Below are 19,395 nucleotides of genomic sequence, written 5' to 3'. Positions count from 1 at the left end.
CTCGGCACAGGCCAAAGCCGCGAGCGGCTTCGACAAGGCCGCCTTCACCGTCGACTGGAAGACCCGCCAGGCCCGCTGCCCCGAAGGACGGACCAGCAGCGGCTGGTATCCCGTCACCCAGCACGGCCGCGACGCCATCGTCGTGGAATTCGCCAAGGCCGACTGCCGCACCTGCCCCTCCCGCGGCAAGTGCACCGCAGCGGCCCGCGGCAACCGCATGCTCACACTGCGGCCGAAGGAACTGCACGAAACCCTCGCCGCCGCCCGCGCCGAGCAGAAGACCGACTCCTTCAAGACCCGGTACAAGCTGCGGGCCGGGGTGGAGGGCACCGTCAACCAGGCCCTGGACGTCACCGGGATCCGCCGGGCCCGCTACCGCGGACTGCCCAAGGTCCGCCTCCAACACGCCTTCTCCGCCACCGCTATCAACATCGTACGACTCGACGCCCACTGGGCCGGGCAGCCCCTGGACCGCTCACGCAGCAGCCACCTCACCCGACTCAGCTACAAACTCGCCAGTTGACACACGAATTGCGCACCAGAGTCGGCGGTGCTGCTAGTTGTTGTCTTGCCCGCCTATGCGCTTCCAGGAGTCGGCGGTGTTTTGGTGTACACCGAGCAGTCGGCTGACCATGACGGCGGGTAGTTCGGATGCCAGCTCGACGAGGGCGGTGTTGCGGGCCATCCGGAGCCGGATACCGAGCGCATGGAGGCGACGTACCAGCTGGCTGCTGCTGAGGTGCTGCGTCGGGAAGCGGCCCGGGACCTGCCCGAGCCGGAGCAGCACCGCGCCCCGGGCGACCTCCACGTGCTCGGTGGTGAGGGCGACGACCCGGGACAGGTTCTGCGCGAAGAGGAGAGCGAGGAGTCCCGCCGCCTTGTCGGACACGGGATCTCGTTGTCGTGGATGAGCCGGCTGACCAGCTGCCAGCGCGCGTCCTGAGCGATGAGCTGGCCGGTGAAGGCGGGCGTGGGGAGTTCGACGGCAATGGGGCGGGCGTGGTCGTTGCGGCTGGTCCAGGCGAGGAAGCCGTGTACCCGTGGGCCGCGGCCGGGATAGTCGTCCAGCCACGCGTCCAGAAGGTCCTGGGTGCAGGCGCTGAGAGCGATGCCCTGGGTGGGGGCACCGACGAAAGCCACTGGTCAGTGCCGATGCGACCTTCCTCGGAGATCGTCTCCCACGCTGATACAGATCATTTCCCACCGCCCTGGTCGACGCCGTACCGGCTCAGGACTCGGCAATGCCGTATCCCCTCGAGTTCGCCGAAGCGCGCGGCGCAGAGCACCGCGGTGACGCCGGTGATCCCGCACATGAGTGCGATCTGCGGCGCTGCGAGGCCAGAGTTTTCGTCTGGTAAGCCGAAGGTGGGCACCGCGGACTCCGCCATGTAACGCACTCGTTGCACGCGATCGCCGACCGTTCGGTGGCGGCACGCGCGAATCGGTCACCACACCGCGGCCCTCCGAAAGGTGAGCGTAGGCACCATCTGCGTTCCAGAGCACCCCCTGTTGCAGGGACTGCGCTGCTACCTCGTGGCCGCCGTCCGAGGAGGAGGGACGTTCATCAAGAACTTCCCCAGACCGTACGACCAGGCTGGTCCCATGCCGACCGGGAGGAAGCACCGTGACCACTGACCGCGCCATGACGCCGAGCCACGCGCGCGCCCTACGGACACCTCGCCCCACACCCACCCTCGCCATGGCGCGTGCCTCCGCCCCCGGCACGCTTAATACGGCGGCCGGGGGGGCGCTTCCGTCATCGGAGGGCACCCTGGACGCCCTGTTCACCCGGGCGGCCGAGCGCCGCCCCAACGCGGTCGCCGTTCAGGACGCTCGCGGTGAGCTGAGTTTCGCCGAGGCCGAACTACAGGCCACCCAGCTGGCGTCGGTACTGGTCCACGGCGGAGTCCAGCTCGGCGATCCCGTGATCATCCACTGTGACGACCACCAGCAGGCACTGGTGGCGCAGTTGGCCGTCCTGAAGGCAGGAGGGGTGTGCGTGCCGGCCGCGCACGGCCACAACCGAGCGCAACTGCGCGCGATCGCCGCGATCAGCGGCGTCTCCACCGTCCTGTGCAGCCGTTCCACCCGGGGCGCGTGGCCGCGGCGGTACTCGGTGCTGCCCCTCGACGACCAGGGGACCACGCGGCTCCTCACCGTTCACCGGCGGGAGCCGGCTCTCCCCTTGTCCCACCCGAGGGAGGTCGCCTTCCTGATGCTCTTCGGCGGCGGGCCTGAGGGACCCGTCGGCTACCTGACCGACCACCGCGCCTGGCGGCTCGCCACCGCGCAGCGGATCCGGGCGGCGGGCCCCGCGCCGCACCGGGTGTTCGTGGCCGGCCCTCCGGCTGACCCGCGCGCTCTGTCCGCGATGTGGTGGGCGTTCGCCTGTGGGGGCTCGCTGCGCGCACTGCCGGACACCGGCGCGCCTGCGGCACGGGACGGGATGCCGTGCGCCGCCGTGTTCAGCCCCGAGGAGTACGACGCCGTCATGGCGACGCTCCCCATCCGGCCCCGGCTCGTGCAGCTCCTCGGCGGCCCGGTCCCGGCCGCACTGGTCGCCCGGCACTTCGCGGCACTGCCGGGTGCCCGGCTGCGCGCCGACTTCGCCCCCGTCGACGGCGCGCTGCCCTGGACCTCCCGGGAGGTCGGGCCGACGGGCGAGGCGGTGTCGCCGGGCGCGCTCGGCACCGCGGTGCCGCACGTCCGGGTGCGCGTGCTGGACCGCAACGGCCGGCATCAGGAGGTGGGCCGCGAAGGTGAGTTGTGCGCCGCCGGTGACGCGCTCCCCTTCGACGCCGTTCGCCGACCCGGCCACTCGGCGCCCGCCTGGGAGGAGTCCGCGCTGCTGCGCTCCCGGGTGTCGGTGCGCCGTACGGCGGACGGCGGCTTCGAACTGGCCGGACCGGCCTGACAAGGGACGGCTGCACACCCGCCGGACGCCGGGGCCGGCCGGTGCGGAGCCGTGCGGCAGCCGGGATTCGCTCGACCGTGCACGGGGCCGGCACGGAGTGCCGGCCCCGCCGCTTCCGTGACGGTGGCCGGTCAGGCCATGGTCACCTGGGGCGTCTTGTTCTGCTTCTGGGCCTCCACGCGGCACGAGACGAAGCCGTCCTCCCATCCACGCAGCCGGACACGTGCCAGGTCACGGTGGCCCTTCGGCTCGTACTCGGCGCACTCGGCAGCGTAGATCCCGATCAGGCCGTGGAACCGGTAGCAGCCCCGGGAGGTCCGCTCCAGCAGATGCCGGTCGGCGAGTACGTCGAGCAGGCGCCGGGTGGTCGCCGGGTTCGTGTCGGCCAGGAGCGCGGCCTGTTGCACGGTAATTGGACCGGTAGGGGACAGGCCCAGGTAGCGGAACATGTGGGCTGCCTCGTCGGGCAGCGCCCGGTAGGACGCCTCGAACACCGTGCGCACGTTCGCGGCCGCGTCGCCCTCCACGGTGAGGTGGTCCAGCAGTCGGCGCCTGTCGGCGTACCGTCTGACGGCCGCGGTCGGCGGGACGTCATGTGCCGCGATCAGCCCCTCGACTGCGCTGCGCAGAGCCAGCGGGAGCCCCTCGCAGATGCGCGCCAGGCGCATCGTGACCGCTCTCTCGTGCCGGAGCCGGTCCCCGCCCAGGTAGGTCAGCAGCTCCGCCGACTCGCGTTCGGACAGCGGACCGAGCTTGATCAGGTGGGCCCCATCCCGGATCGCGAGTCCGGTGAGCCGGTGCCGGCTGGTGACCAGCACGACCGACGGCCCGCCGGGGATCAGCGAGCGGACCTGTTCGGCGCTGAGCGCGTCGTCGAGCACCACCAGCGTCCGCCGCCCGTGCAGCAGACTGCGATAGAGGCTGACCCGCTCGGCCAGGTCGCCGGGCATCCACGCGGCGTCGACGCCGAGACTGCTCAGCAGTTGGCCGAGCGCCTCCGACGCGGTGAGCCGCTTGCCTCGCAGGCCCGTGCCGCCGAGATCGACGAACAGCTGGCCGTCCGGGAAGCGGTCGGTGAGCCGGTGGGCCAGCTGCAGGGCGAGCTCCGTCTTGCCCACGCCCGCCAGGCCGTCCACGACGGCCACGGTCGTGGCGGCGCCGGAGCGCGACACGTCCTCGGACAAGAGCTTCTCAAGCTCGCTCAGTTCTGTTCCTCGACCCACGAACCCCCTTGCCACCGGCGGCAGTTGGGCGGGACGGGGACGGTCGGGCGACGCGCTGCCCAGCAGGGCGGCGACCGGGGCCCGGGACTCGTCCCGGCAGGCGGCGACCTCGCGTCCGGCCAGGATGTCCTGGTGCAGGTTCGCCAGCTCCGCGCCCGGCTCGATGCCCAGTTCCCGCCTGAGCAGCCGCTGCGTCTCCGTGTAGACGGCCAGCGCGTGGGCCTGCCTGTCACAGCGGTACAGGGCGAGCATCAGCAGCCAGCGCAGCTTCTCCCGCAACGGCTCCTCGGCCACCGCCGCGGACAGGTCGGCCACGACCTCGCCTTGGCGGCCCGCCCGCAGCATGTCCGACGCCCATTCCTCGACGACCGTCATCCGCAGGTCCTGCAGCCGGGTGCGTTCCATGGCCGCGTGCGGCCCCGGGATGCCCCCGTACGCCTCGCCCCGCCACAGCGACAGGCACTCCTGATACAGCTTCAGGGCCCCTTTGAGATCGCCTTCCGCGCCGGCCCGGCGGGCCTGTGCGTGGCACTGGGTGAACCGGGTGAGGTCCACCACGTCGGGGCTGACGCGCAGGCTGTAGCCACCGGCCGCGGAGACCAGGGTGGAGCTGCTGCCCCGCCTGCTGCGGCCGGGATCCAGCACCCGGCGCAAGCCGGCCACATAGGTGTGCACACCGTTGGCGGCGGTCTGGGGGACATCGCTTCCCCAGACCGCGTCGATGATGTGCTCGATACTCACCACGTCACCGGCCCGGTCGGCCAGCAGCGCGAGGACGGCACGCTGCTTCGGCGGCCCCAGGACGACCTCCGTGTCGCCTCTCCAGGCACGCACGGGACCCAGCAATTGAACAGAGAGACATTCCCCCACCGTCACCATCGTGCCGTTGCCTCCAGGATCGGTTCGTTCCTCGCCCGCAGAGATGTGTCTCGATCAGTCGTGTGCCACGGTACGGACGGCGTCCGTGTGGGAGGCCGCGGTTCCGGCGCGGTCGCCGCACGCCACCAACGATGCGGTGACACACCGCAGCTTCTCCCTCGTCTCCTCGAGTTCACGATCCGGTGTGGAGCGCTCGACGATGCCGGCGCCGGCCCGCAACCAGGTCCGGCCGCTCTGCCCGTAGACGCTGCGCAGCACCAGGGCGGCGTCCATGGCACCGTCCTCGCCGACCTTCAGCACGGCACCGGCGTAGGGGCCGCGCCGGTTCCGCTCGTACCGGCTGATGGCCCGGTAGGCGGCCCGCTTGGGCACTCCGGAGGCCGTGACGGCCGGGAAGACGGCGGCGAAGGCGTCCCAGGCACTCGCACCCTCGCGCAGCTGACCCACCACGCGAGAGGCCAGGTGCTGAACCGAACCGCGCTCCTTGATCGACATGTACTCCTGGACGACGACCGACTGCGGCTCGCACGGGCCGATCAGTTCGTCGACCGCGACCTTCACTGAAATGGCGTGCTCGTGCAGCTCCTTGGGGTCAGCGAGAAGGTCGTCACGGAGCTTCTGGTCCAGCTGGGGGTCCCCGGTCAAAGCTCGCGTGCCGGCGAGTGGCTGGCTGGAAACGCGACCGTCGGCGGAGACCTCCACGACGGTCTCCGGGCTGAATCCGAAGCAGTGCAGCCCGCCCATGTCGAGGAGGAAGGACCGGGCGGGAGTGTTCTCCAGGCGTCCTCTGTGGTAGCTCGCCGGGAAGTCGATCTCGGCCGCCACGGGTATCTCCCGGGAAAGGATGGCCTTCTGCAGCGTCCCCGCACGGATGTCCGCGACTAGCGACGCGACACTCCGGCGATAGTCGTCCGCGCCGATTTCCAGGTCGGCCGGAACGGTCGGTGAATCGGTCGGTGTGGATTCCGCCGCGATGCGGGCCACCGTGTTCTCGGCGGTGGCCAGCGCGTCGCTTTCGAGGCTGTGCAGGTGGACCAGGGAGCCAGCCAGCCGAAGCTCTGTCTGCGGGACCACGAGGTGAAGAAGAGTTCCCTCTTGTACTGCCATTCCGGCGATGGCGTGGGAGAGCTCGAATGCACACCAGCCGTACGCCGTCCAGTCATGGATCGGCAGGTCGGCCAGGAATTTCTTCACCGCAGTCAGCGGGTCACCGGACCAGGGCTCCACTCTGGTGACGCCGTCTCTCGTACACCGAATGCTTGCGGCATCAACTATCACCTCGGCGGCGACTCCGCCGGCTATGGACCACTCGCCCGCGGTCTCGTGGACCACGGTCGTGTCGAAGAGGCCTGAGGCGGCGAACCCCACGGCGATGTCCAGCGGTTCACGAGACGTGTGCACCACGGCAGTGCGGTAATGGGCCTTCATGTCACTTCCTCCGAGTACAGGGCGACGCCGCGTCCGGGCGAGCAGGGGTGAGCTCGCCGACGGCCGCAGTCCGCCTCACGGAATGCCGAGCAAGTGGAGCAGGCCGTACGGGAAACAGGCATGACGGGGCGACAGCGAAGAACCTTCCGGATCAATTGGAAAGCGGTGTCACCCGTACATACCGATACACGGGATTCAGACAGAGAGCGGAGCGGATCGCGATGTGGTCGAACATCGCACGGCATGATCGTCACCCATCCTCAATGAGCCACAGAAGCCACAGAAGCCACAGAATTGCTCCACTCGACGACTGGAGAAGAGCGTCTCACTATCGCCGGACTACGACCATGCATTGTTCCCCCCGTATCAATGATCGCTCTGTCGATGGATCCGCCACGTCGACCGAGCAGTCGGCAACAACACTGCAGTCAATCACACTGGGTTACCACAACCAATCAAAACCGGCCAGCGACCGGCAGGCGGGAGCCAGAACTCAGAAAACAGGCAAGCGTTGAATTAAGAGTCAAGAATGCGACGGCAGGGTTGACGGGGGATGACAACCCTGCCGTCGCAGCTCACGAGGAGCTCACGGTGAGGCCCTTGGCACATCCCTCCGGCACTTCCGCACATGCGTAGTATACGCGTATAGTACGCATGGCCACAAGGCCATTGACCGGCCCGCCGACCAGCCCCCCATCGGCACCGAGGAGCGTCGTCGCATTCGGTGGTGACAAGGCGGACTGGTCCCTACGAGGATGGCCCGCATGTCCAACACCACCATTCCTGAGGGAAGTCGGCTGCCCCGCCAGGTCGCGGACGCCTATGTGGACACTCTCGTGGACCTCAACCCGATCATGGGCACGTATATCGGCGTCACCGCGAGTTCCGGCCGGCTCCCCGACTTCTCACCGGCGGGCCAGGACGCGGTGGCCGACCTGGCCCGCGCCACCCTGAAGCAGCTCGCCGCAGCCGAGACCGCACCCGGCGCGGACAGCGCCGTCGAGCGCCGCTGCGCCCGCCTGCTGGGCGAGCGGCTCACCGCCGAACTCGCCGTGCACAAGGCAGGCGAGGGGCTGCGCACGGTCAGCAACATCAGCTCACCGCTGCACGAGGTCCGCACCTCCTTCACGCTCAACCCCGCCGACACCGACGAGGACTGGGCGGCGATCGCCCGGCGGCTGCGCGCCGTACCGGACGCCCTGGGGGGCTACCGGGCCGCCCTGGACACCGGACGCCAACGGGGCCTGCTCGCAGGCTCCCGCCAAGTCACCGCCGTCTTGGGGCAGTTGACCGAATGGATCGGCGCGGGCCGCAGTTGGTTCGCGTGTTTCACCGACCCGGGGCCCGAGCGGCTGCGCGCCGAACTCACCGCGGCCGCCCAGACGGCCACCGAAGCCCTGGTGGAACTGCGCACATGGTTACGGGACAGCTACGCCCCGGCTGTCGAGGGCACCCCGGACATCGTCGGCCCCGAACGCTACGGTCTCCTCGCGCGCTACCACAACGGCACCGACCTCGACTTGAAGGAGGCGTACGCCTACGGCTGGGCGGAGTTCCACCGTCTGCTCGCCGAGATGCGGACGGAGGCCGAGAAGGTGCTGCCGGGCACCGGGGATCCCTGGCGGGCGCTGGCCTGGTGCGACCGGTACGGCGAGGCCGTCGAGGGCGTCGAGGAGACCAGGCAGTGGCTCCAGTCCCTGATGGACGAGGCCATCGACGCCCTGAACGGCACCCACTTCGAACTGGCCGAACCGGTCCGCCGGGTGGAGTCGTGCATCGCTCCGCCTGGCAGCGCCGCGGCCCCCTACTACACCGAGCCGTCGCTGGACTTCTCCCGTCCCGGCCGCACCTGGCTGCCGACGATGGGCGAGACCCGCTTCCCCGCCTACGACCTGGTCACCACGTGGTACCACGAGGGCGTACCCGGCCATCATCTGCAGCTGGCCCAGTGGGCACACGTCGCCGGCAGCCTCTCCCGGTACCAGACCACCGTGGGCCTCGTCGGCGCCAACGCCGAGGGCTGGGCGCTGTACGCCGAACGCCTCATGGACGAGCTGGGCTTCTTGACCTCCGCCGAACGGCGGCTGGGCTACCTGGACGCCCAGATGCACCGCGCCATCCGCGTCATCATCGACATGGGGATGCACCTGGAGCTGGAGATACCGTCCGACTCCCCCTTCCACCCCGGAGAGCGCTGGACCTCCGAGCTGGCCGAGGAGTTCCTGGCCCGCCACAGCAGCCGCCCGGCCCACTACGTCGAAAGCGAGATCATCCGCTACCTGGGTATGGCAGGGCAGGCCATCGGCTACAAGCTCGGTGAGCGGGTCTGGCTCAAGGGCCGGGAGGCGGCCCGCGCCCGGCACGGTGCGGCCTTCGACCTCAAGGCCTGGCACATGGCCGCGCTGTCCCAGGGATCCCTCGGCCTGGACGACCTGCTGAGCGAGATCTCGGCGCTGTGAGCGTCCGTGTGGCGGGTGACGGGCCGAGTTCTCGGACCCCGGTGCCTGGTGCTAAGGTGTGTTTTCAACAAATCCTCAGCGGCAATCCCGCAAGTCCCGGCGTTTTCGGGCACGTCACCGGGTTGCGGACGTCAGGGCAGCTGACAGCGGGTCCATCCGCACGGTGTCCGATGCGGCCCCCTGCGGCCCGGCCTGCTTCCGGCGCCGGGCGGGGCCATCGCGCCACCCGCGGGGTCCGGGCTCTCGTCCCGACCAGATCACCATCGCCCATCGGGCCATGACGTCCACGGAATCGCTCATCAAGTCTGAAGGAACAGGGACGGATGGAGTCTCGAACCAAACGCGTTGGCAGGACCGGCCGTCCCCCCCGGCTGTCGCAGGAGGCGATCATCGCAGCCGCTCAGCGGCTGCTGGCGGAGGAAGGTGCCGACAATCTGTCGATGAGGCGCCTGGCCAAAGAGCTCGACAGCACCCCGATGGCGATCTACCACCATGTGCGTGACAAGGACGAGCTCCTGCTGCTCCTGCTGGAGGCGCACGCCCAGAGCATCCCGCATCCCGACCTGCCCGAAGATCCGCGGGAGCGGATGATCGCGGCGGGGCAGCTCCTGCACGACGTGCTCGCCGACTGCCCCTGGATCGTCGAGGTGCTCGCCACGGACAACCTCATGGCCGCCTCTGCGTTGTGGATCGTCGAGGCGATCGTGGACGCCGCCGTCGGCTGTGGCCTCACCTCCGAGCAGGCCGTCGACGCGTACCGCACCATCTGGTACTACACCGTGGGCGAGTTGATGATCCGTGTGACCCGCGCGCGCCACCAGGCCGCGAGCAACCAGCCGTCGCACCGGGACCGGGCACTCGCCACCCTGCCGGCGGACACCTACCCCCGGCTGGTGTCCCTGGCCGACCGGTGGGCCGAGCTCACCGCCCGCGACACCCACCGCCAAGGACTCGAAGCGGTGGTCGCCGGGCTGATCGCCCGCGTCTGACCCGGCAGCGCGTCCGTGGCCCGTGGTGGCATCCGCGGGCCACGGACGGCGGCGGTTCAGCCGGCCGATCCCCCGTCGAGCACCTGGGCGCGCAGTGCCTTCTTGTCGACCTTGCCCACGCCCGTCAGCGGCAGCTTCGCCCGCACCACCAAGCGGTCGGGCAGCTTGTAGGCGGCGATGCCGCGCGTCCTCAGGGCGGCCTGCACCTCGCGGAGCGTGGGCGGGTCACCGAGGTCGTCGGGCACGACGCACGCGCACGTGCTCTCCCCCATCAGCTCGTCGGGCAGCGCGATGACCGCGGCGGCCCTGATGCGGTCGTCGGCGAGCAGGTGCTCCTCCAACTCCTGCGCCGGTACCTTTTCGCCGCCCCGGTTGACCACGTCGTTGACCCGGCCCACCACTTCCAGGTTCCCGTCGGCCGTGCGGGTCACCAGGTCACCGGTGCGGAAGTAGCCGTCCTCGGTGAAACTCGTCCTGTTGTGGTCGGGCGCACGGTAGTAGCCGCGCAGGGTGTAGGGACCGCGGGTGAGCAACTCGCCCGGTTCGCCCGGGGCGGCGGCCCGGTCGTCCGGGCGCAGTACGAGGATCTCGTCGGCCGGTGACAGCGGGCGCCCCTGCGTGCCGCACACGACGTCCCACGGGTCGTCCAGGCGGGTGAAGTTGAGCAGGCCCTCGGCCATTCCGTAGACCTGCTGCAGCCCGCAGCGGAGCGCGGCGGGCACACGCCGCGCGGTGTCGGCGTCCAGCTTCGCACCGCCCACCTGGAGCAGTCGCAGGGACGAGACGTCGCAGTCGTTCCACTCCGCGGCCTCCAGCCACAGCCGCAGCAGCGGCGGAACGAGCGAGGAGGCCGTGGCCCCGGCCTGCTCGACCAGCGGAAAGCACACGTCCGGTGTGGGGGCGGGCGCCAGTACGGCCGTTCCGCCGACTCGCAGCACGCCGAGCACGCCCGGACAGGCCAGCGCGAAGTTGTGCGCCATGGGGAGCGCCGCCAGGTAGCGGCTGTCCGGGCCGAAGTCGCACAGCCGTGCGCTCTCACGCAACTGGTACGTGTAGTCGGCGTGGGTGCGGGGGATCAGCTTGGGCCGGCCCGTGGTGCCGCCGGAGAGCAGGAACAGTGCCACGTCGAGCGGATCGGGCGCGGGCAGTTCGACAGGCTCCGCGTCCACCTCGTCGAGTGGCGTGAACGCGCCGCCGCCTGCGACCAGTACCTCCCGCAGGGTGCCGCAGCGGGCCGCGACCTCCTTGGCGAGCCGGGCGTAGTCACCCTCCACGGACTCCGACGGACAGACGTAGACGGAGGCCTCCGCCGTGTCCACCAGGTGGCTGATCTCCGCCTCCCGGTGGGCGGGGAGCGCGAACACCGGCAAGGCACCCAGCCGGAACAGCGCCAGCGAGAGCACCACCAGCTCGGGCGTGTTGGGCAGCTGCACGACCACGCGCTCACCGGCCCGCAACCCGCGGGCCCGCAGTCCCGCGGCCGTCCGGTCGGCCGCCAGGTCGAGTTCGCCGAAGGTCACGGACCGGTCCGGGGTGATCAGAGCGGTCCGGGTGCTGTGGTCGGGGGTCGGGTGCGGCCACTCGGCCAGCGTCTCGTCCGTCCAGTAGCCGCGTTCCCTGTACCGCCGGATCACCTCGGCGGGCGGTCTCACAAGGTCTTCACTCATCGGGGTCCCCCTGAGGTCGGCTGAGATGGGTTCGGCCGGGCCGTGATCGGGCGTCGGCCTGGTCGCGGCACGCCGCGGCCAAGGGTCACGGCATGCTGGGCCACCGCTGGGGCGTGGCGGTCGCCGTCCTGCGGGCCTGGGCCATGACGTGGTCGAGGACCTGTCGGCGGTGCGCCTCCAGATAGAAGTGGCCCCCGGGCAGGGCGTGCAGTTCGCAGGGGCCCTCGGTGGCCTCGCGCCACGCCGCGGCCTCCCGCTCGTCGACCTCGGGGTCCTGGTCGCCGTACAGGACGGTGACCGGGGCGCGCAGCAGCACGCCGGGCAGCGGCCGGTAGGTCTCGATGAGCCGGTAGTCACGGCGGATGGTGGGCAGGACGGCGGCCATCAGGGACGCGTCGTCCAGGACGCGGCTGCTGGTGCCGCCGAGCCGGTGCAGGTCGGCCAGCAGGTCGTCGTCGCTGCCGAGATGCACGGTGCCCGGCCTGGACAGCGGCGGAGCGGGGCGGCCGGACACCACCAGGGCGGCGGGTGGCCGGCCGGCGGCGGTCAGTCCCCGGGCCACCTCGTACGCCACGGCGGCACCCATGCTGTGCCCGAAGAGCACGTGGGGCAGCTGCGCGCCCTCGTGCCGGTCGGCCAGGAGTTCGACGGTGATCGCACCGGCCAGCTCGGCCATGTCCGTGGGTGCCGGTTCCCCGTACCGGTCCTCGCGTCCCGGGTACTGGATCACCGCGAACTCGACGTCCCAGGGGGCGTCCGCGGCCCACGCCCGGTAGTGGCTCGCGGCGCCGCCGGCGTGCGGGAAGCACAGCACCCGGGCTCGCGCACACCGGCGAGGGACCGGACGGCGTACCGCCGTCCCGGTGCGGTCGGGTATCAGGGGGTCGGTCTGCATCTCCGCCTCACTCGCTCGGTACGGGGGTCAGGGAAACCTGCCAGAACTGGGCGTAGCGGCCGCCACGACGCAACAGCTCCTCGTGGGTGCCCTGTTCGACGATCCATCCGCTGTCCAGGAAGGCGATCAGGTCGGCCTGTTGGACGGTGCCCAGCCGGTGGGCGACCACGACCACGGTCCGCTCCGCCAGCAGGCGGTCGAGGCCGTCCTGGACGGCACGCTCGTTCTCCGGGTCGAGGCCCGAGGTCGCCTCGTCCAGCAGGACGACGGGGGCGTTTTTCAGCATGGCCCGGGCGATGGAGACGCGTTGGCGCTCCCCGCCGGAGAGGACGGCGCCGCCCTCGCCCACCCTGGTCGACCAGCCGTCCGGAAGCCTGGCCACGACCTCGTCCAGGCGGGCGGCCTCGGCGGCGGCACGGACGCCGGCCTGGTCGGCATCAGGGCGGCCGAGACGTACGTTCTCCTCGATGGTGTCGTCGAAGAGGTAGACGTCCTGGAAGACCACGGAGACGCGATTCATCAGGTCCTCGGTGCCGATGTCGCGCACGTCCACGCCGCCGAGCCGTACGGCGCCCGCGTCCACGTCGTGGAACCGCGCGAGGAGCTGCAGCAGGGTGCTCTTGCCCGCCCCCGAGGGACCGACCACCGCGACCCGCTTGCCCTCGGGCACGGTCAGGGAGACTCCGTCGAGCACGGTGCGGCCTCCTCGGCGGAGGACCACCGAGTCGAGGACGAGATCGCTGCCGCGCGGCTCGACCGGCTTCCCGGGCTCCGCCAGGGGCGGTTCGCGCAGCACGGCGTCCAGCCGCTCCAACTCCCCCCGGGAGGCCCGCATCTGACCACTGAGGTCGGAGAGCGACAGCAGCGGGTCCACGCAGCGGGCGGCCAGCACCAGCAGCGCGAGCACCTCGGCCGGCTCGATCCTGCCGCCCAGGGCGAGCCAGGTGCCCAGCACCAGCAGCGCGGTGAACACCGCCTGCACGGTGAAGGACAGTCCCAGCACGCCGGGCAGCGCCGACAGCGCGGAACGCCGTACCGCGCGTCGCTGGCCGTCGAGGGCGTCGTCCAGCAGCCGGAACCGCTCGCTGGTCCGGCCGCCCAAGCGCAGTACCGGCTGGGCACGGAGGTACTCGATGACGCGTCCCGCCGCCTCGTCGCCCCGTCGCGCGCGCTCCGCGTCGTGGGTCGCCGTGGCCCGGCCGGTCCAGATCAGCGCGGCCGCGACGACGGGCTTGGCCACCACCGCGGCCACGCCGAGCCGCCAGTCGTAGCACAGCATCACGATGACGACGGTGAGCGGGAGCGCCCCGGCGGAGATGAGCGGCTGCAGGCGGTGGGCCGGGACGGCCATCACCTGCAGCACACTGCGGCTGGCGAGGACGGTCACGTCGCCCACGCGGCGCGGGGTGAACCAGCCCAGGGGCAGCCGGGCCAGATGGTCGCCGAGCCGGTGGTGCAGTCCGCGGGAGAGCGCGGCACCGGCGCGGAAGCCCGACACGTCCGCGCGGTAACGCAGCAGGGCGCAGACGCTCGCCGCGGCGGCGAAGGCGCCCAGCCATCCCCAGGCGTGCTGCGGTTCGCTGCCGAAGAGGACGCGCAGGATGGGGACCAGCAGCGCGTACGCCAAGCCCTCGGCCACCGCGGCCACGGTCATCAGGGAGAGCGTGCGGCGCAGCGGGCCGGCGTGCTCGTCGCCGAGGACCCTCAGCAACAGGGAGATCATCGGTACTCTCCTCCTTCCGCAGCCGCTTCCCGGGCCGGCGGCGCGCTGTCGGGCCATGTCCGCTGTGCCTCCCACATCGCCGCGAACTTCCCGTCCTGTGCCAGGAGTTCCGCGGGCGTTCCCTGCTCCACCACGACGCCGTCCTGGAGGACGACGACCTTGTCCGCCTCGGCGACGGTCTCCAGGCGGTGGGCGATGACGAGCTGGGTGCGGTTCTCCCTGAGCGTGTCGAGGGCGCACCGCACGTCGTACTCCGTACTGGGGTCGGCGAAGGCGGTGGCCTCGTCGAGCACCAGCACCGGGGCGTCGGAGAGCAGGGCCCGGGCAATGGAGATCCGCTGGGCCTCGCCGCCGGACAGCCCCACCTCCTCGCCGATCACGGTGTCGTAGCCGCGGGGCAGTTCGAGGATCCGGTCGTGGATGCGGGCGAGTCCTGCCGCGCGGACGATGTCGTCGCGGTCGGCGTGCGGGACCGCGAGGGCGATGTTCTCGGCCACGCTCGCGCGCAGCAGCCGGACGTCCTGCAGGACGAAGGAGACCAGGCGGTACAGGTCCCGTGACCCGATGTCGCGCAGGTCGACGCCGCCGAGCGACACGCTGCCGCGCGTCGGGTCGAAGAACCGCGGCAGCAGCTGGGCCAGGGTGGACTTGCCGCTCCCGGAGGGCCCCACCAGGGCGGTGACCGTGCCGGGTTCGAGGACGAGGTCGACGCCTCGCAGGACCTCGCGTCCGGGCTCGTAGGAGAAGGCGACGTCGCGCAGCTCCACCCGGTGACCGCGCGGTGGCACGGGCGTGGCCGGCTCGGGCAGGGGAGCGACCCGCAGCAGCTCCTGGATCCGGCCGGCCGCCCGCTGGGCTGCCTGTACGTCGTCCAGGCCGTGTCCGAGCGCGGCGATCGGGGCGGTCAGGCCGAGCCCCAGCAGCAGGAACGGCAGCAGGTCGGCGGGTGGCATGGCGTCGGCGGTGATCAGTGCCGTCCCGCCGGTGAGGATGACGACCAGGACGAACGTGGGGGACAGCGCCAGGGAGGCCAGGGCACCCAGGGCGGCCACGCCGCTCACCCAGCCGAGGAAGTAGTCGGCGAAGTCGTCGGCCGCCTTGATGAACGCTCGGTGTGCCCGGCCGGCTCCGCCGAATGCCTTCACCACGGAGATGCCCTCGACGAACTCGACGGCGGAGCCGGCGATCCGGCCCATGGCCGCGTCCAGGGCCAGCTGGTCACGGCGGCGGCTGTCGGACATGAGCATGAGGTTCAGCACCAGGCCGAGCACCACCGGGACCAGGGCGATCAGGGTGAGCCGCCAGTCGACGACGAACAGGTAGACCAGGGACACCAGCGGCACGACGACCGCGGAGGTGATCTCGCCCGGGGTGTGCGCGGTCAGCGGGTGCAGAGCGGCCACGTCGTTCTGCACCACCTGGCCGAGTTCGCCGGAGCTGCGCCGGGCGTACCAGCCCAGCGGCACACGGCCGAGGTGCTCGGCGAGCAGCCGCCGCACGGACAACTGCAGCTCGCCGTCGATGAGGTGTCCGATGCCCGAGGACAGGGCTCCGAACAGAACGCGGACGAGCAGACCGACCGCCCCGACGGTCACGACCTTCCACACATGGTCCTCGTCCACCGGGCCGGGCAGCAGCAGCGCACGTCCCAACTCCACGACGGCGACCAGCGGCGCGAGGCCCCCGAGGGCGCTGACGATCTGCAGCAGGAGGACCGCGGTCAGGCCGAGCCGGTGCGGACGCAGCAGCCCGGTGAGCGGCCGCCCGGCGGATTCCGCCTCGATGGTCATCGCCCCACCTCCGTCACGGGGATGTCGACGTGGCCGGACGTCTGGGCCGGCGCGGTCGCACGGGAACGCCCCGGCAGGACGACGGCGGCCACCAGCGCGGCTACGGCCAAAATCGCCCCGGCCAGGCCGAGTCCCAGCCCGAACCCGCTGGTCATGGCCTCCTCGGGCGACTCGCCCGACCGGAGAGCGCCGCGGGTGTGCTGGACCTGGACGGTCACCAGTACGGCCAGCCCGAGCGCGCCGCCGATCTGCCGGGCGCTGTTGAGCAGCGCCGATGCCATGCCCGCCTCGTGGGGCGGCAGCCCCTGGGTGGCCGCGCCGGTCGGCGGCACGAAGCACACGCCGATGCCGAAACCCGCGACCAGGGACGGCCCGAGGATGTCGGCCAGGAAACTGCCGGTGGGGCTGATCAGGGCGAACCAGCCGAATCCGGCGGCCGCCACGAGGGCGCCCGGTACCAGCAGGGCCTTGGCCGACAGCGCACCGAGCAGCCTGGTCGAGAGAGCGCTGCCGGCGATCATGCCGGCGCAGAAGGGCAGGAACGCCGCACCGGTGGCGACCGGCCTCAGCCCGAGCACCTGCTGGAGGTAGAGCGAGACGAAGTAGAAGCCCGCGAACTGCCCCGCGCACACCAGCAGCAGGAAGAGATTGGCACCGCCGATGCCACGCCGGGCCAGCAAGCCCAGCCGGACCAGCGGGTCGGTCACCCGCGACCGGGTCTCGACCAGGACGAAGGCGAGGAGCAGCAGCGCCGCCCCGGCGAGGGTGCCGAGGGTCGTCGCCGAGCTCCAGGCGTACTCGTTGGTGCGTACGACGCCGAGGACGAGCAGTCCGATGCCCCCGGTGCCGAGCACGCTCCCGAGGACATCGAGCCGGCGCGTCCCCGCGGCGGTACCCGCCGGCACGTGCCGCCTCGCCAGCCAGGCGACGGCCAGGGCCAGCGGCACGTTGACGAACATGACCCAGCGCCAGCCGCCGTACTCGGTGAGCAGCCCGCCGGCGAGCACGCCCACCGCCCCGCCGACGGCCGACACGGCGGCGTACACACCGAGCGCCCTGGTGCGTTCCCGGCCCTCCCGCTGGGTGGTGGTGAGCACCGCGAGTGCGGCCGGCGCCATGGCGGCGGCGCCCAGGCCCTGCACCACCCGCGCGACGATCATCTCGGCCGGGTTCTGGGCCAGTGCCCCGCCGAGCGACGCCGCGGCGAAGACCACGGCGCCGAGGACCAGCAGCCGCCGCTGGCCGTACACGTCGGCTGCCCGGCCGCCCAGCAGCAGAAGACCGCCGAACACCAGCGCGTAGGCGTTGATGACCCACGAGAGCTGTTCCGGCGCGAATCCCAGGCCACTGCGAATGGCGGGGAGCGCCACGTTGACGATCGACATCACCATCGTCACCGTGAACTGCGCCAAGGCCACCGCGAGGAGCACTCGCCCCCGGTCCGGACCCTTCTCGTTCACTGCTCCTCCATGATTGTCGTACGCAGTATTTGTACGCGTACGATAACTGTACTCGGGGCCCAGATCCCTGTCACCCCACGGCGGGGAGCAGGTCGGCCGCAGTCACCGCGGATCCCGGCCGGGGAACGGCGACCTGCGGATAGCCGAGCGCGCCGGTGAGCTCCTGCCAGGCGTGAGCCACCGTCAGATGACGCTGGGCCCCGCGCAGCGGATCGGCGCCCTCGGCGATCCGCTGCGCCAGCTCGTCCAGGGCGTGCACCACCCCCGCCGGCCAGACCTCCTCCAGCACCGCCTTCCAGGACGGCGCCCCGTCCGGTCCCAGCAGCTCGGCACTGGCGCCCGGGCCGGGCACGAATCGGCCCACCGGGTCAGGCGCGGTCCGCTGCACCGGGCTCCAGACCACGGGGCCGTGGGTGTTGACCAGCGCCAGGTTCCCGGCGTCGGTGCCGACGGTGACGCGGTGCAGGAACAGACTCGTGCTGTCGTCACCGGGCTCCATCCGGTTCTCCACCCGAAGGGTCAGCGGGACGCCGGCGACCGTGGCGTCCACGGAGGTGAGCGGACGGTCACCGGCCGCGGAGACCGGGCCCAGGGACCAGGGCCGCACCCCACCGAAGATCTCACCGAGGATGTCCAGCAGGTCGAACGAGACCTGGACGGCGCACATCGCGTCCACGAACACCGGCGTCCGCAGCTCCACCAGCCGCCGCGCCGCTGCGACGAACCGCCGCACGGGCTCGATGTGCGGATAGAAGGTGTTCAGCAGGTACTGCGTCCCGGTGCCGCGCGCCGTGCGCAGACAGTCCGCCAACTCGGCCGGGTGCACCGGGTGTTCCTGCAGGACATGCACCCCGCGCTCCATCAACTTCCGGGCCAGCTCCGCGCCCTGGCCGCCGCCGACCGAGCTGGAGACCACCACGCAGGCGACGTCCACGTCCCCGGGCAGCTGGTCGACCGAGGAGTACAGCGGGACGCCGTACTCCTCGGCGAGCGCCACCGACCGGGCCCCGCCGCGGGCCACCACGCCGACGAGGCGGTAGCGCTCGGGGCACCGGCGCAGCGCCGACAGGTACACCTGCCCGAAGCGGGTGCCGCACACCACGACGCGCAGCGGGCCGCGCCCCGCGCCGTTCACCGCCCGGCTCCCGTCCGCCGGGTCAGCGCCTCGGCGGTCCGTGCCACGTGCGGCGGCTGGACGCAGGTGAAGTGGTCCCCGGGCACGTCGACGACCGTCAGCTCGCCGAGGCACATCTCCCGCCAGAAGCCCGTCATGTCGTCCTGGAAGCCGGGGATGAAGTGGGTCGGCGCGAGCGGACGCAGGAAGGTGATGTCGCCGGCGTAGGGCAGCGGATCGTAGGCCGTGACCGCCTCGACCGTATGCGAGAACACCCGGTGCAGCGCCGCCACCTGGCCGACGTCGCCCAGGCCCGCCTCGGTGCGGGCGAGCGCCCGGTGCAGCTCCGCACGCCGCTCGTCCCGGGAGCGCTGGGCCAGCAGCCGGAAGCGGCGTGCCACGGCGTCCAGCCCTTCGTCCCCGTCGAGCTGTTCGAAGGCCCCCGGCGCGAGCGCCTTCGGCGAGCGGGCCAGCGCCGCGGCGAGCGCCCGGCCCATGTCGCCCTCGTCGGCGGGCCACCCGAGGGCGTCCAGGTCACCGCCCATGACGCGGGCGAAGGCGTAGTCGACCATGAGCTCGTCGTCCAGCCGGTACGGGATGCGGTAGCTGGACACCACGGTCAGCCCGCGGACCACGGCCCCGCCCTCGCCGAGCGCTCGGGCCAGTTCCGCGGCGACGAGCCCCCCGGAGCAGTAGCCCACCACCTCGACCTCGCGATGCCCGGCGGCGAGCACCTCGCGGGCGTACGCGGCGCCGAGGTCCTCGACGAGCCGGTGCGGGGCCAGTTCGAGATAGCCGTCGCTGTCCGGCACGGCGAGCCCCAGCAGGGGGCCGTCGGCCGTGAGCTCCTTGAT

Annotated in this window: 14 protein-coding genes and 1 pseudogene; 4 read left to right on the top strand and 11 right to left on the bottom strand. The window is 71.7% G+C overall.

The window, feature by feature from the left end; genetic code table 11:
• Nucleotides 1-523 (top strand): transposase (locus B9S61_RS29010; protein WP_181007444.1); only part of this gene is annotated, 523 nt, incomplete at its 5' end.
• Between the two features lie 33 nt (nt 524-556).
• Here B9S61_RS29010 and B9S61_RS29005 read toward each other — a convergent pair.
• Together B9S61_RS29005 and B9S61_RS29000 are read right to left on the bottom strand one after the other, a co-directional pair.
• Nucleotides 557-889, bottom strand: coding sequence for a hypothetical protein (locus B9S61_RS29005; protein WP_103544894.1), 333 nt, complete (start codon nt 887-889; stop codon nt 557-559).
• Nucleotides 890-1,193: 304 nt separating this feature from the next.
• A complete protein-coding gene (locus tag B9S61_RS29000) occupies nt 1,194-1,388 on the bottom strand; it encodes a hypothetical protein (protein ID WP_103544893.1) in 195 nt (64 codons plus the stop codon).
• A 236-nt stretch (nt 1,389-1,624) separates the two neighbouring features.
• Between B9S61_RS29000 and B9S61_RS28995 the strand changes: the two genes are divergently transcribed.
• Complete coding sequence (locus tag B9S61_RS28995) at nt 1,625-2,914, top strand: AMP-binding protein (protein ID WP_103544892.1); 1,290 nt, start codon at nt 1,625-1,627, stop codon at nt 2,912-2,914.
• Nucleotides 2,915-3,045: 131 nt separating this feature from the next.
• Here the strand turns inward: B9S61_RS28995 and B9S61_RS28990 are convergent, their stop codons facing one another.
• Together B9S61_RS28990 and B9S61_RS28985 are read right to left on the bottom strand one after the other, a co-directional pair.
• The gene (locus B9S61_RS28990; protein WP_103544891.1) at nt 3,046-4,971 is read right to left on the bottom strand and encodes an AfsR/SARP family transcriptional regulator; all 1,926 of its coding nucleotides are present in this window, start codon (nt 4,969-4,971) and stop codon (nt 3,046-3,048) included.
• Nucleotides 4,972-5,070: 99 nt separating this feature from the next.
• Nucleotides 5,071-6,444, bottom strand: a complete 1,374-nt coding sequence (locus tag B9S61_RS28985; RefSeq protein WP_103544890.1) for a salicylate synthase — start codon at nt 6,442-6,444, stop codon at nt 5,071-5,073.
• Between the two features lie 764 nt (nt 6,445-7,208).
• Here B9S61_RS28985 and B9S61_RS28980 point away from each other — a divergent pair.
• Together B9S61_RS28980 and B9S61_RS28975 are read left to right on the top strand one after the other, a co-directional pair.
• The gene (locus B9S61_RS28980) at nt 7,209-8,903 is read left to right on the top strand and encodes a DUF885 domain-containing protein (protein WP_103544889.1); all 1,695 of its coding nucleotides are present in this window, start codon (nt 7,209-7,211) and stop codon (nt 8,901-8,903) included.
• 323 nt (nt 8,904-9,226) lie between these two features.
• Nucleotides 9,227-9,892, top strand: a complete 666-nt coding sequence (locus B9S61_RS28975; RefSeq protein ID WP_103544888.1) for a TetR/AcrR family transcriptional regulator — start codon at nt 9,227-9,229, stop codon at nt 9,890-9,892.
• Between the two features lie 56 nt (nt 9,893-9,948).
• On the opposite strand, the gene B9S61_RS28970 is transcribed toward B9S61_RS28975, so the two are convergent.
• From B9S61_RS28970 to B9S61_RS41140, 7 genes and pseudogenes are all read right to left on the bottom strand, one after another.
• Entirely contained in the window at nt 9,949-11,559 is a 1,611-nt protein-coding gene (locus B9S61_RS28970; protein WP_103544887.1) for a (2,3-dihydroxybenzoyl)adenylate synthase, read from the bottom strand.
• An 85-nt stretch (nt 11,560-11,644) separates the two neighbouring features.
• Nucleotides 11,645-12,454 carry a thioesterase II family protein gene (locus tag B9S61_RS28965; RefSeq protein WP_181007588.1) on the bottom strand — a complete coding sequence of 270 codons (810 nt, stop codon included), beginning with the start codon at nt 12,452-12,454 and terminating at the stop codon, nt 11,645-11,647.
• A 7-nt stretch (nt 12,455-12,461) separates the two neighbouring features.
• Nucleotides 12,462-14,177: an ABC transporter ATP-binding protein gene (locus tag B9S61_RS28960; protein WP_103544886.1), complete on the bottom strand. Its 1,716-nt coding sequence runs from the start codon at nt 14,175-14,177 to the stop codon at nt 12,462-12,464.
• Nucleotides 14,174-15,967: an ABC transporter ATP-binding protein gene (locus tag B9S61_RS28955; RefSeq protein WP_103544885.1), complete on the bottom strand. Its 1,794-nt coding sequence runs from the start codon at nt 15,965-15,967 to the stop codon at nt 14,174-14,176. The genes B9S61_RS28960 and B9S61_RS28955 overlap by 4 nt, the downstream gene beginning before the upstream one ends.
• On the bottom strand, nt 15,964-17,427 hold the full coding sequence (locus tag B9S61_RS28950; RefSeq protein ID WP_103544884.1) for an MFS transporter: 1,464 nt from the start codon (nt 17,425-17,427) through the stop codon (nt 15,964-15,966). The genes B9S61_RS28955 and B9S61_RS28950 overlap by 4 nt, the downstream gene beginning before the upstream one ends.
• A gap of 70 nt (nt 17,428-17,497) precedes the next feature.
• Nucleotides 17,498-18,562 carry a Gfo/Idh/MocA family oxidoreductase gene (locus B9S61_RS28945; protein ID WP_103544883.1) on the bottom strand — a complete coding sequence of 355 codons (1,065 nt, stop codon included), beginning with the start codon at nt 18,560-18,562 and terminating at the stop codon, nt 17,498-17,500.
• Nucleotides 18,559-19,395: pseudogene (locus B9S61_RS41140) on the bottom strand (non-ribosomal peptide synthetase); the annotation flags it as partial. The pseudogene B9S61_RS41140 and the gene B9S61_RS28945, both read right to left, overlap by 4 nt.

The organism is Streptomyces sp. SM1 (assembly GCF_002910825.1).
Lineage (GTDB): Bacteria > Actinomycetota > Actinomycetes > Streptomycetales > Streptomycetaceae > Streptomyces > Streptomyces okerensis.
Note: the sequence above shows the minus strand (reverse complement) of the source record. Positions and strands in the feature narration are given on the sequence as shown.

Bases quoted from the DNA above. Each gene is read 5' to 3' on its own strand.
- B9S61_RS29000 (WP_103544893.1), bottom strand. From the start codon at position 1,388: ATGGCGGAGTCCGCGGTGCCCACCTTCGGCTTACCAGACGAAAACTCT.
- B9S61_RS28985 (WP_103544890.1), bottom strand. From the start codon at position 6,444: ATGAAGGCCCATTACCGCACTGCCGTGGTGCACACGTCTCGTGAACCG.
- B9S61_RS28980 (WP_103544889.1), top strand. From the start codon at position 7,209: ATGTCCAACACCACCATTCCTGAGGGAAGTCGGCTGCCCCGCCAGGTC.
- B9S61_RS28975 (WP_103544888.1), top strand. From the start codon at position 9,227: ATGGAGTCTCGAACCAAACGCGTTGGCAGGACCGGCCGTCCCCCCCGG.
- B9S61_RS28970 (WP_103544887.1), bottom strand. From the start codon at position 11,559: ATGAGTGAAGACCTTGTGAGACCGCCCGCCGAGGTGATCCGGCGGTAC.
- B9S61_RS28965 (WP_181007588.1), bottom strand. From the start codon at position 12,454: ATGCAGACCGACCCCCTGATACCCGACCGCACCGGGACGGCGGTACGC.
- B9S61_RS28960 (WP_103544886.1), bottom strand. From the start codon at position 14,177: ATGATCTCCCTGTTGCTGAGGGTCCTCGGCGACGAGCACGCCGGCCCG.
- B9S61_RS28955 (WP_103544885.1), bottom strand. From the start codon at position 15,967: ATGACCATCGAGGCGGAATCCGCCGGGCGGCCGCTCACCGGGCTGCTG.